We start from the raw sequence: 12,089 nt of genomic DNA on the forward strand, positions 1-12,089 counted from the left end.
ACAATACATGTGGCAATTGTAGACAACATTAATCGTCGATAGGTATTATCTATATATAATATACAATGAATTTTTTTGAAAGTCAATCTACATTAGGGATAAATATTATCTATAATTCAATCGTGTATATTGACTAATAAAAAATAATGAAGTATCATATGTGAAGATTATCTTGTTATTTAGGAGGTAGAGCGTATTGCAATTTTCAATAGGAGTAGAGTATGCATTGCATTGTTTATTATATATGGTAGATATTCCATCAGGAAAGACTGTTGGAATTAAAGATTTAGCGGCATTTCAAGGAGTTTCAGAAAGTTATTTATCAAAAGTATATACAAAATTAAGGAAAGCAGGGATTGTGAAGTCAATTCCAGGTGTTAATGGGGGATATGAGTTAGCACGTATTCCAGAAAGCATAACTTTTTGGAATATAGTTGAAGCAGTAGAAGGGACGGCCCCATTATTTCAGTGTGCAGAGATTAGGCAAAATGAGATATTGTTAGATAAAAATAATTTACCTGATACACATACAAAATGTCCTTGCATAATAAAAGTTGTAATGTTAGAAGCGGAAGACCAGATGAGACAATTTTTGAACAATAAGACTCTAGGGTGGCTACATGAACAAGTTAGTAATAAGATCCCTGAAGAGCATGGAAAAGCAACGATTGAATGGTTCAATAATAGTAAATCACGATAAATTTAAGATGCTTGAGAAATCGGAACAATGTATTACTATAAATAATCAATCAGCACAGCAGGCAAATTCAAATAATATAGCTCAATTTAGCAAGGCTAGGAATACAATTAATGCATTGAAGAAAAGTAATAGTATTTATAAAGAAAAGGAAAAAAAATTAAAAGCTATAGAGGATGGGAAAGTTGTAGATGAAATAAAAGTTATGGCGGATGCAATTGCAGAAATTGCAATGAATTGGTACAAAAGTTTAAGATTTAAGGGGAACATATCAGATAAAACAATGCATTCAAAGATACGATAAGCATAGTGAGTCTACAATGTTGCAGGCTCACTATGCTTATTGTATTTCATTTTGCTAAAGTAAGCACTGAGCTATTTTCTGAATCGCTTACCAATAATATGCCTTTTTTTAAACTATTAAGAATTTTTTTATAACCGAAATACTTCCTATAGTAGTTAGAATTATTCCAATAAGTATAAAGCTCCATGATATAGTTGTGAATATAAAAGACGGAGCTATAAAATTAATTAACAGTGTTGCGAAATAAGAATTTACCTGTATATATACAAAACTATATAAGAAATAAATTGCTATTACTGCGGATACTGCTCCTAAAAATCCAATTATCATTCCCTCAGAAATAAATTGCCATCTAATAAACCAATCTGTTGCACCAAGATATTGCATTAAATTAATTTCATTAAGTCTTGGATATATAGCAAGTTTTATTGTGAATTTAATTAAAAAAAATGTTGCTACCATAAGGATAAGGAAAAGTATCACTCCTATCCATTGAATTACTTTAATTTCCACCGAAATTTTCTTCGGAACGTTTTGACCACCGCTAATTTTATTTATACCTTGTAACCCATTAAGTTGAGAAATTATTTTAGGTATATCATCTGGTCCATTCACTTTAAGTATATATGATGCTAATAGGGGAGTATTATTTTCAAAAGTAATATGAGTTACAACATTTGCCTCTTTTATTTTTTTATGTATATTTTGCTGATCAGTAATCTTTATATCATCTTTTAAAGTCACCCGTACTTCGTATTGGGAATAAATACCAATCATCCCCATTTTAAGATTCAATATGAATAGCACAAATAGTCCTAAAATAAATAACGTTGACATTATTGTAGCAATGGAAGAAATGCTAGTAGTAGCATTTTTTCTAAGATTTTTTGAAGCATCTTTTAAAAATAAATGTAAGGTACTAATCTTCATAATTATAACTACTCCTTTCTTTATCACTTGTTAACATTCCATTTTAGGTGATTTTTACTTGCCTGTCAAAAAATACATAAGTTGTTTTTTATTCTTGTTGGTGTGAATAAGAGAAATGTTGGATCTACCCTTATTGGTTTCTTATTTAATTTCAATTATTAGTACTTAGATTTGCAAACTAAATAACTAACGAATTCAATTATTAATGCACTACCCATAATTACCATGATTGCTGAATGAGAATCCATTTTAATTTTTTGTGTCTTAATTAAAATTTCAAATATAACCATAAAAACAAACAGCTTATCAAAACTCATGCTTTTAGATTTATCACTAACAAATTTTTTTCTTTCATCTTCATATCGTTCATTTGTGTTGCCTTTTGTCTTCCATAATAGATAAATAAGATAAATAAAAGATAGGCCGCCTAATAAAAATCCTGACCAATAGCCATTCTTTTTTGTTACAAGGTCAAAAATACCCATTCCTATAAAAAGAACTGACCATACTCCAGCACCTATAATTAGTGAATCACCTTGCTTCTGATTTTTCATTATTTTATTCCTCCTCAAAAATAAATACTTCCTCAATTTTTTTATTAAACACTTTTGATATTTTATAAGCAAGCATAATGGACGGGTTATACTTACCCTTTTCTAAAGATATTATTGTCTGCCTTGAAGTTTCTAATAACTTTGCTAAATCCTCTTGTGTTAAATTGCTTCCTTCTCTTAAACTCTTTATAAGATTTTTCATTCAAACACCTCTTTCACGTAAAGGTAACTTTACAATTTATTATACATCAACGAATTTCAAATATAAAGTTACCTTTACAAATTTTTTAAATTTAACAAATTTTTGTATTTATAAATATAGTCAAAAAAAATGAAAGTAACGTAATGGCTATTATTTGTGAATGAAAAAACATTTTGACGTGAGTAAAAATGTACAGTACTATATAGATATATTTAACGACATTTCAGAAGGGAAGTCTCCCACTTCTATAAGTGGGAGTCCCTATACAGATATCCAGTAAAAAGGTGCTATAATAACGTTTTTTTACTAATAAACAATTAAAATGGAGGAAAAAACATGAAATTATTTTTATATTATATTTTGGCGATTAACTTATACGGTATTTTTGCCATGTATTCAGACAAGAGAAAGTCACAAAAGAGGAAATGGAGAACTCCAGAGAACACTCTTTTCACTATAGCTTCTGCTTTTGGGGCTTTGGGTATTTTTATAGGTATGCGTTTATTTAGGCATAAAACTAAGCATAACAAGTTTGTAATAGGGATACCATTGATACTTGTAGTTCAATTGTTTGTATTTTTCAAATACATTTATAAAATGATATAATTCTTATAATTTTGCCTTGAAATTTTAGTGCTTTGAGGGTATAATAAAGGGAAATTATAGGAATGAACAAGGACCTTAAGAAGGCAATATGATTATTCCAAGATTGTGGATAACTATTCTGTAAAATTACATAAATTAGTATAAAAACTGTATTTGTTAGTATAATACGGTTTAAAAAGCATATACTATAAAAAGTTATCCTCTTTTAGTGGATAACTTTGTTTAAATTGTGGATAGATTGTCAATTGTCTGGAAATAGTAAGCTTGAAATTTCTTCTGTTACGGATATTAAGTCTCTATTATAATGATAGAAAACATTCAAAGGCACTACTTAATTTACAGTCTGATATTCACATTTTTACAAAAAATTACATGGTTCTATAAGTTTCATAATTTTGTCTTGAAATTTTGCTATTTTGAGGTTATAATAGGTGACGTGCTACTTATATAATATAAAAAGTAGGCAATATCTTATAAAGAAACTTTGAATTTAAAAAGAAATTAAATAATGAATCAAATAAAACATTATGTTATAAGAGTTTGACAAGTAAAGTTCAAATTTGTGGATAACTAGTGTATAAAATTGAATAAATTTTCACGAGACTGTATTTATTATCAAAATATAGTTTATTTAGCGTGCTAATAGACAAAGTTATCCCCCTTTGGGGGATAACTTTGTCTGAATTGTGGATAAGATTTTTAATTGCTTGAAAACAATTCACAATACAAACTTTCTTTTCTATCTGATTTAAGTCTAAATTTTTCTCTAATCTGAGTTACGTTCTCCTCAGAGATATCCGCTATAACTAAACCTTCATCCATATATAAGTTGCTTATTACGTTGCCTAGTGGATCTACAATCATGGAGTCACCACTGTAGGTTAATCCATTTCCTTCACCTATTCGGTTTATACCTGCTATATAACACTGATTTTCTATGGCCCTTGCTTTGAGTAAGGTAATCCAGTGATCACGTCGATCTATAGGCCAATTAGCTGCAATGGTTATTAAGGTAGCAGTCTTAGATGCTATCTGAAATATTTCTGGAAAACGTAAATCGTAGCAGATGAAAGGGACGATAGTAAAGTTAAAAGCATTGAAGTAGTTGATTTTATTTCCACTTTGGTAAAATTCAGTTTCGCATCCAAAGGAAAAAGGATGAATTTTAGTGTAAGTCACAAGAGTCTTGTCTTGGGGCACGTCTCGATGCATTACTCGTGGCACGCCTCCATGTACTACCGGAGGCGCCACTACAGAGTATTTGTTTTTACTGTTTGTTCTTCCTTCTACATACCCAAAGCCTATAAAAATATTAAATTTAGAACTCATTTCCTTGAAAAATTCTACGGTTTCATTATTATCTTCTCCTATTAAAGAAGTGTTCACAGAAAAGCCTGTTAAAGTCATTTCAGGGAAAAAAATAATATCCACATTTTCAGTAGTTGCATGCTTTATAAATTGTATTGCGGTTTCTTTATTCTTAGTTTTATCTTCCCAAACAATATCCAATTGAGCTAGTGCTAATTTCATAGTATCGACTCCTTATTAATAATATCTTCATATAATACATATTATATCAGAGTAAGAATAAAATGCGGAAGCATTGAATTTCTCCTGCGTGTTTTGCAGTTGAACTGAAAACAGTATATAAATTGTAACGAAAAGGTGGTTACTTTATGTTAAATAATTTAAAACAACTTGTATGTAGAGTTATAGATGATGATATTACTGCATTGGCAGCTCAGCTGGCTTATGATTTATTGTTGTCTTTTTTTCCTTTTTTATTGCTACTAATTAGCATGTTAAGTTATAGTAATCTAGAAAGTAAAGATGTGCTGATATATCTACATCAAATAATGCCCAAGAGTGCTTTTGATTTAATTTACACTACAGTTATAGAGGTGCTGGATTCAAGAAATGTGAATTTACTATCCATAAGTATAATAGGTATAATGTGGTCAGGATCCAGTGGTTTTAGAGCTATAATAAAGGGATTAAATAAAGCCTATGATGAGGAAGAGACAAGACCTTTTTGGAAAACCTTAGCTATATCTATATTATTTATGCTAGGACTTGTAGTAGCTATTATTGTGGGAGTAGCCCTAGTAGTTTTTGGACAAATGATAGGTGGGGTTATTGCGACGCGTTTAAATTTATCTAGTAAGTTTATATTAGATTGGGATATTATAAGATACCTAGTATCTTTAGGTGGGATGTCAGTTACATTTGCAGCATTATATCATTATACTCCTTGTAGAAGATTAACATGGATAGAGGTAATACCTGGAGCTATTGTTAGTACTTTAGGATGGTTAATATCTTCATTAGGTTTTGCGTATTATGTTAATAATTTTAACAACTATTCTGGTCTGTATGGTGGAATAGGAGCAGTAATAGTGCTTATGCTTTGGCTTTATATAATTTCCATAATAATACTACTAGGGGGAGAGGTTAATGCTTTGTTAGCCTTCGAGCGAGAAGGCAAACAAAAACCTAGGTGTAAAAAGTATTAGCGACATTTCAGGTCCATAGGAGATAACTAGCTCCATGGGAGATAATTTGACTAGAGTTATTATGTGAAATTGGCTAGCATTTAATGATATAATGATATAATGGATAGCATATAAGATCTAAAAAATAGCTTTGCATTGTGAAATTTCAAGTTTCATAAAATATTAACACTTATTTAAAGGTATTATGGTATACTTAATACTGCAGTGAAACTGAAAAAAAGTGTATTAAATTGTAATTAATACATTTTTGATAACATTAGAAAAAACAATAATATTTTATTATATATAAAATAAAGAGGTGCATTATATGAAAACTCTAGGAAAATGGAAAAAACCAATATTGATACTAAGCGATGCAGTACTAATAAACTTAGCATATATATTAGCTATCTTTTTTAGATATAATTATAAAAATTTCAAGTTCTATTCAAGTGACTTTAAAGAAATAGCGTTAATTGTGACAGTTATCTACATAGCTTGCTTTTTTGTCTTTAAGCTTTATGAAAGCCTTTGGACTTATGCAAGTATAGATGAATTCATGATGGTTATAGGTGCGTGTCTTACTGGGAACATTGCTACTACAATTTTCATTAGAATTATTGGACATAATTATGCCTATGGGGTAAGCATAGTATCTTGCGCTTTTAGCATTATTTTTATAGTTGGACTTAGGATGTCCTTTAGAATCTTTGATAGATTCGGAAACATTGTAAATTGTAATGTTAGTAAAGGTGCTCGAAAGAGAGTAATGATAGTTGGTGCTGGAGCAGCTGCAGCTATGGTTATAAAAGAAATGAAGAGCAGTAACCAAAGTAAATATGTACCGGTAGCTGTAATTGATGATGAAGATTACAAAAAAGGAAACACTATTATGGGAGTGAAGGTTCTTGGAAGTAGAGAAGGCATACCTACTATAGCAAAAGATAAGGATATAGAAACCATACTTATAGCTATTCCTACCATAAAAGATGAAGATAAAAAACAAATACTCGAAATATGCAAAAAAACAAGCTGCAAGATAGAAATTATTCCAGGAATGTATGACATAATAGACGGGAAAGTTTCCTTAAGTCAAATTAGAAAAGTAGAGATTGAGGACTTACTGGGTCGTAAAGCAGTAGATCTTGATATGGAAGGCATTGCAAGTTTTATTCGCGATAAAACCATACTAGTAACAGGCGGCGGTGGATCTATTGGTTCTGAATTATGTCGTCAAATTATAAAATTTGAACCTAAGAAATTAATTATTTTTGATATATATGAAAATAATGCTTATGATCTTCAAATGGAACTTCAGTATAAATATCCGAAATTAGATTTAATAGTATTAATAGGATCTGTTAGGGATAAACAAAGACTTGAGAATGTATTTGAAAAGTATTTACCCAATATAGTTTTCCATGCAGCTGCACATAAGCATGTTCCACTAATGGAAGAAAGTCCTATGGAAGCTATAAAAAACAATGTGTTTGGAACATTTAATATGGCAGAGTGCGCGAATAAATTTAATGTAGAAAAATTCGTGATGATATCCACAGATAAAGCGGTAAACCCAACCAATGTCATGGGTGCTACTAAGAGAATGTGTGAAATGATTATACAATCTATGGACAAAATAAGTAAAACACACTTTGTGGCAGTTAGATTTGGGAATGTATTAGGAAGTAACGGGTCCGTTATACCCCTATTTAAAAACCAAATAGCTCATGGTGGTCCAGTTACACTTACTAATAAATATATAACTAGGTTCTTTATGACAATACCCGAAGCAGCACAATTGGTACTTCAATCGGGAGCATACGCAAAAGGCGGAGAAGTTTTTGTGCTTGATATGGGGCAACCTGTTAAGATATATGATTTAGCGTGGGATTTAATAAGGCTTTCAGGATTTGAGCCAAACAAAGACATTAAGATAGAAATTACGGGGCTTAGGCCGGGAGAAAAGCTTTATGAAGAACTATTAATGAGTGAAGAGGGACTTATTAATACTAAACATGAAAAGATTTTTATTGGTAAACCAACGTTTAGTGATTTGGATGTTATGAAAGATAGAATGGGAGAACTTAAGGCTATTATCGAGAAAGATGATGTAACATTATTAATCTCAAAAATAGAAGAAATAGTTCCGACATATAATAGAGGTACTGCAGAAAGTGAAGACACCACTGTAGAAGAGTAATCAAAAAATAGGGTAATTTTAAAAAAACAGGGGGCATAATATGGAGAGATTTCTGGATGTTATAATTAGTATACTTATAATAGTGTTGTTATCACCGCTATTTTTAATTATAGGAATAATTATAAAGCTTAATTCAAAAGGGCCAATATTTTTTACCCAGATGAGAATAGGCAAAAATAATGAATTATTCAAATTGTACAAGTTTAGGACAATGAAAATTGGAACTCCTAATGTAGCAACTGATAAACTTGATAATTCAAAAAGTTATATAACGTGCATTGGTAAAATCCTAAGAAAAACTAGTATTGATGAACTTCCACAATTAATTAATACACTTATTGGGGATATGACTTTTGTGGGACCAAGACCTGCTTTATATAATCAGCTTGAGCTTAAGGAAATGAGAACAAAGGCAGGAGTTCATAAACTACTTCCAGGAGTTACTGGATGGGCTCAAATTAATGGACGAGATGAGAATGATGATTCTGAAAAAACAGCACATGACGTATATTATTTAAACAATAAATCATTATCACTTAATGTGAAAATATTATTTAAAACGGTATCCAAAGTTTTAAAAGCAGAGGGTGTCCGCGATGATGGGCAAAAAAAAAGTAGAGCTTAAGACTTAACGACATTCCAGAAGGAAAGTCTACCACTTCTATAAGGGGTAGAACCTACTATAAGTAGGAGTTGCTTGCCCTAACAAATAGAAAACTTCAGTGGAAGTATAACTCTCCTTCTGAAGTCGTTAATGCAGCTCCGCAGGAGATGATTTAACAGTTTAAATTAGGGCTATTTTAAATTAGCGATAATGGTAAGCTGAGACATATGAAGCTTTCTGCTAAGAAGGAGATGATGTTGAGATGAAAAAAATACTTATAACAGGATCTAATAGCTATATTGGTACATCCATTGAGAAATACCTAGAGAAATACTCTGATGAATATTCTACAGACACATTGGATATGAAGGACGATTCATGGAAAGAAAAAGATTTTACGCAGTATGATGTAATCTTTCACGTTGCAGGTATAGCGCACGTCTCATCAGACCCTAAAATGGAAGAGTTATATTATAAAGTCAATCGTGATCTTACCGTAGAGACTGCTAAGAAAGCAAAGAAAGCTGGCGTTAAGCAGTTTATTTTTATGAGTAGCATTATTGTTTATGGTGATAGTAGCAATGTTAACGGGGAAAGAATCATAGATAAAAACACTGATCTAATTTCCAGTAATTTTTATGGAGACAGTAAAATCCAAGCAGAAAAAGGAATAAAACCTTTAGAGAGTGATGATTTTAAAATTGTTATTCTTAGACCACCTATGATTTATGGGAAAGGGTCTAAAGGGAATTACCCGAAATTAGCAAAACTTGCTCAGAAACTGCCTGTTTTCCCTGATATTGACAATAAGCGAAGTATGCTTCATATAGATAATTTATGTGAGTTTATTAGGTTGATGATTGTAAATGAAGAGAGCGGAATATTCTTTCCACAAAATAGTGAGTACGTTAAGACTTCAGAGATGGTGAAGCTTATTGCAGAATCTCATGGCACGCGAATTAGGTTAACTAAAGTATTCAACCCCTTATTACGTCTTATGGGTTTAAAAATCCAAACATTTAGTAAGGTATTTGGCAGTTTGGTTTATGAGAAGAGCATGTCTGATTATAAAGAGAATTATAGAATTAGAGATTTGAAATCATCGATTATTGTAACAGAAACAGTTACCACAACAGAGGCAGTTGGGGTAACAGAAACGGTTACCACAACAGAATCGGTTGATACAAAAAAATAAGTTGTGGAAAAATAGAAATACTAAAGAAGGGGGATAATGAGATGAAAAAACACATTTTAGTTATAGCGCAATATTTTTACCCTGAACAATTTCGTATAAATGATATTTGCACAGAATGGGTTAAAAGGGGATATAAAGTAACAGTTATAACTGGAATACCTAATTATCCCAAAGGTGAATATTATGAGGGGTATGGACTGTTTAAGAAGCGAAAAGAAATGTATAATGGTATTGAGATAATTAGGATACCACTAATACCCAGAGGAAAGAGCTCAGTAATGCTTGCGTTAAACTATTTGTCCTTTGTTGTATCCGGATTCTTTTGGAAGATGTTCACAAAAATAAAAGCTGATTATGTATTTATATTTGAAGTATCACCCATGACACAAGCTTTACCTGGTGTATGGTATGCTAAAAAAAGAAAGATACCATGTTACTTGTATGTTCAAGATCTTTGGCCTGAAAATGTTGAAATAATTACAGGTATAACTAACAAATATATTATTGGGGCTATAGGTAAGATGGTTGACCATATATATTCCGGCTGTACTCATATTTTCACCACATCAAATAGTTTTGTGAAGTCAATACACAATCGTGGCGTTGCACTAGATAAGATAGAGTACTGGCCACAATATGCAGAAGATTTTTATGTGCCACTTGAGAAAGCAAGCATTGAAGAAATTCCAAATGATGATGCATTTAATATAACTTTTGCTGGTAATATTGGCAATGCACAAGGGCTAGATATATTGCCAAAAGCTGCAACACTTATAAAAGAGAAAAATATAAATAAAAAAATCCGGTTTAACATTATTGGAGATGGCAGATATAAAGAAGAATTAATGCAGCTTGTACGTAAAGGTGAGTTGGACGACATGTTTAATTTCATTCCAAAACAACCTGGACCCCGGATTCCACGATTTATGGCAGCAAGTGACGCCGCTTTCCTGTGCTTAACAGGTGGTCCACTGTTTTCAATGACTATTCCGGCTAAACTACAGTCATATATGGCTTGTGGTATACCGATTATCGCGTCAGCCAATGGTGAGACTGATAAAATAATAAAAGAATCAAATTCAGGTGTTTGTGGCCTTGCTTCCGATGCGCAGATACTCTCAGATATGATAATAGAGTTATCTAATGAATCACAAGAGCAATTAACAAAGCTCGGGATAAATGCAAGAAATTACTATGATAATAATTTTAACAAGCAAGAATTGTTAAATAGGATAGATAAATATTTTATAAAAAATTTATTATTGGAGGAGATATATCATGTTTAAAGGTAAAACATTATTAATTACAGGGGGAACAGGTTCTTTTGGGAACGCTGTAATGAAAAGATTTCTTGATACAGATATAGCAGAAATTCGTATATTCTCAAGGGACGAAAAGAAACAAGATGATATGAGAAAATTATATAAAAATGATAAAATTAAATTCTACATAGGTGATGTACGGGACATAGCCTCTGTAAAAAATGCTATGCATGGAGTAGATTATATATTCCACGCAGCTGCTTTAAAGCAAGTTCCATCTTGTGAGTTTTTCCCTCTTGAAGCGGTAAAAACTAATGTAATAGGAACAGATAATGTGCTTACAGCAGCAATTGAGTATGGAGTAAAAAAAGTAATATGTCTTTCCACTGACAAAGCAGCATATCCAATAAATGCTATGGGTATTTCAAAAGCTATGATGGAAAAAGTATTTGTGGCTAAAGCTAGAACAGTATCTCCGGATAGGACACTTATTTGTGGTACTAGATATGGAAATGTTATGGCATCAAGAGGATCAGTAATTCCGCTATTTATTGAACAGATAAAGAATGGAGAATGTTTAACTGTAACAGATCCTAATATGACTAGGTTCCTTATGAGCCTCGATGAGGCTGTGGAACTTGTAATATTTGCATTCGAAAATGCCAAGGCAGGCGACATAATGGTTCAAAAGTCTGATTCATCAACAATACGAGATTTAGCACAAGCAGTGAGTGAATTATTCAATTCGAAAAATGAAGTTAAAATTATAGGTACTCGTCATGGAGAAAAGCTATACGAAACACTTCTTACAAAAGAAGAGTTTGTAGTTGCTCAGGACATGGGGGGATTTTTCAGAGTTCCAGCAGATAAAAGAGATCTTAACTACGATAAATATTTTGTTGAAGGCGATATAAAACTATCCACAGAACAAGAATATAACTCTCAAAACACTGGAATTCTTAATGTAAAGCAGATAAAAGAAAAGTTACTTAAACTTGATTATATACAAGAAGAATTAAAAACCAATTCTTAAATTAGTGAAG

13 protein-coding genes are annotated in these 12,089 nt (G+C 31.4%); 9 read left to right on the forward strand and 4 right to left on the reverse strand.

Annotated elements, in window-relative coordinates; genetic code table 11:
• Positions 1-196 precede the first annotated feature (196 nt).
• Together ACWJKP_RS02810 and ACWJKP_RS02815 are read left to right on the forward strand one after the other, a co-directional pair.
• A complete protein-coding gene (locus ACWJKP_RS02810) occupies positions 197-700 on the forward strand; it encodes an RrF2 family transcriptional regulator (RefSeq protein WP_165413791.1) in 504 nt (167 codons plus the stop codon).
• Positions 669-1,001 (forward strand): hypothetical protein, encoded by a 333-nt coding sequence (locus ACWJKP_RS02815; RefSeq protein ID WP_165413768.1) that lies wholly within the window; start codon positions 669-671, stop codon positions 999-1,001. The genes ACWJKP_RS02810 and ACWJKP_RS02815 overlap by 32 nt, the downstream gene beginning before the upstream one ends.
• Positions 1,002-1,109: 108 nt before the next feature.
• Here ACWJKP_RS02815 and ACWJKP_RS02820 read toward each other — a convergent pair whose 3' ends face one another.
• From ACWJKP_RS02820 to ACWJKP_RS02830, 3 genes are all read right to left on the reverse strand, one after another.
• Positions 1,110-1,931 (reverse strand): FtsX-like permease family protein, encoded by an 822-nt coding sequence (locus ACWJKP_RS02820; RefSeq protein WP_165413790.1) that lies wholly within the window; start codon positions 1,929-1,931, stop codon positions 1,110-1,112.
• A 158-nt stretch (positions 1,932-2,089) separates the two neighbouring features.
• A complete protein-coding gene (locus tag ACWJKP_RS02825) occupies positions 2,090-2,485 on the reverse strand; it encodes a hypothetical protein (protein WP_462961401.1) in 396 nt (131 codons plus the stop codon).
• 4 nt (positions 2,486-2,489) lie between these two features.
• A complete protein-coding gene (locus ACWJKP_RS02830) occupies positions 2,490-2,687 on the reverse strand; it encodes a helix-turn-helix transcriptional regulator (RefSeq protein WP_165413788.1) in 198 nt (65 codons plus the stop codon).
• A 336-nt stretch (positions 2,688-3,023) separates the two neighbouring features.
• Between ACWJKP_RS02830 and ACWJKP_RS02835 the strand changes: the two genes are divergently transcribed.
• Positions 3,024-3,293: a DUF1294 domain-containing protein gene (locus ACWJKP_RS02835; RefSeq protein ID WP_462961403.1), complete on the forward strand. Its 270-nt coding sequence runs from the start codon at positions 3,024-3,026 to the stop codon at positions 3,291-3,293.
• Positions 3,294-3,992: 699 nt separating this feature from the next.
• Here the strand turns inward: ACWJKP_RS02835 and ACWJKP_RS02840 are convergent.
• Complete coding sequence (locus ACWJKP_RS02840) at positions 3,993-4,823, reverse strand: nitrilase-related carbon-nitrogen hydrolase (RefSeq protein ID WP_165413786.1); 831 nt, start codon at positions 4,821-4,823, stop codon at positions 3,993-3,995.
• A gap of 146 nt (positions 4,824-4,969) precedes the next feature.
• On the opposite strand from ACWJKP_RS02840, the gene ACWJKP_RS02845 reads away from it, so the two are divergent.
• The 6 genes from ACWJKP_RS02845 to ACWJKP_RS02870 all read left to right on the forward strand — a co-directional run bounded on the left by ACWJKP_RS02845 (position 4,970) and on the right by ACWJKP_RS02870 (position 12,079).
• Entirely contained in the window at positions 4,970-5,806 is an 837-nt protein-coding gene (locus tag ACWJKP_RS02845) for a YihY/virulence factor BrkB family protein (RefSeq protein WP_165413785.1), read from the forward strand.
• Between the two features lie 307 nt (positions 5,807-6,113).
• A complete protein-coding gene (locus tag ACWJKP_RS02850) occupies positions 6,114-7,985 on the forward strand; it encodes a polysaccharide biosynthesis protein (RefSeq protein ID WP_165413784.1) in 1,872 nt (623 codons plus the stop codon).
• A gap of 40 nt (positions 7,986-8,025) precedes the next feature.
• Positions 8,026-8,610, forward strand: coding sequence for a sugar transferase (locus ACWJKP_RS02855; protein ID WP_165413783.1), 585 nt, complete (start codon positions 8,026-8,028; stop codon positions 8,608-8,610).
• A gap of 241 nt (positions 8,611-8,851) precedes the next feature.
• Positions 8,852-9,784, forward strand: a complete 933-nt coding sequence (locus ACWJKP_RS02860; protein WP_165413782.1) for an NAD-dependent epimerase/dehydratase family protein — start codon at positions 8,852-8,854, stop codon at positions 9,782-9,784.
• A gap of 41 nt (positions 9,785-9,825) precedes the next feature.
• Complete coding sequence (locus ACWJKP_RS02865) at positions 9,826-11,070, forward strand: glycosyltransferase family 4 protein (protein WP_165413781.1); 1,245 nt, start codon at positions 9,826-9,828, stop codon at positions 11,068-11,070.
• Entirely contained in the window at positions 11,063-12,079 is a 1,017-nt protein-coding gene (locus ACWJKP_RS02870) for a polysaccharide biosynthesis protein (protein WP_165413780.1), read from the forward strand. Before ACWJKP_RS02865 ends, ACWJKP_RS02870 begins: the two co-directional genes overlap by 8 nt.
• Positions 12,080-12,089 lie beyond the last annotated feature (10 nt).

The organism is Clostridium sp. CM037, assembly GCF_055081095.1.

Bases quoted from the DNA above. Each gene is read 5' to 3' on its own strand.
- ACWJKP_RS02870 (WP_165413780.1), top strand. From the start codon at position 11,063: ATGTTTAAAGGTAAAACATTATTAATTACAGGGGGAACAGGTTCTTTT.
- ACWJKP_RS02850 (WP_165413784.1), top strand. From the start codon at position 6,114: ATGAAAACTCTAGGAAAATGGAAAAAACCAATATTGATACTAAGCGAT.
- ACWJKP_RS02845 (WP_165413785.1), top strand. From the start codon at position 4,970: ATGTTAAATAATTTAAAACAACTTGTATGTAGAGTTATAGATGATGAT.
- ACWJKP_RS02830 (WP_165413788.1), bottom strand. From the start codon at position 2,687: ATGAAAAATCTTATAAAGAGTTTAAGAGAAGGAAGCAATTTAACACAA.
- ACWJKP_RS02840 (WP_165413786.1), bottom strand. From the start codon at position 4,823: ATGAAATTAGCACTAGCTCAATTGGATATTGTTTGGGAAGATAAAACT.
- ACWJKP_RS02835 (WP_462961403.1), top strand. From the start codon at position 3,024: ATGAAATTATTTTTATATTATATTTTGGCGATTAACTTATACGGTATT.
- ACWJKP_RS02860 (WP_165413782.1), top strand. From the start codon at position 8,852: ATGAAAAAAATACTTATAACAGGATCTAATAGCTATATTGGTACATCC.
- ACWJKP_RS02865 (WP_165413781.1), top strand. From the start codon at position 9,826: ATGAAAAAACACATTTTAGTTATAGCGCAATATTTTTACCCTGAACAA.
- ACWJKP_RS02825 (WP_462961401.1), bottom strand. From the start codon at position 2,485: ATGAAAAATCAGAAGCAAGGTGATTCACTAATTATAGGTGCTGGAGTA.
- ACWJKP_RS02820 (WP_165413790.1), bottom strand. From the start codon at position 1,931: ATGAAGATTAGTACCTTACATTTATTTTTAAAAGATGCTTCAAAAAAT.
- ACWJKP_RS02855 (WP_165413783.1), top strand. From the start codon at position 8,026: ATGGAGAGATTTCTGGATGTTATAATTAGTATACTTATAATAGTGTTG.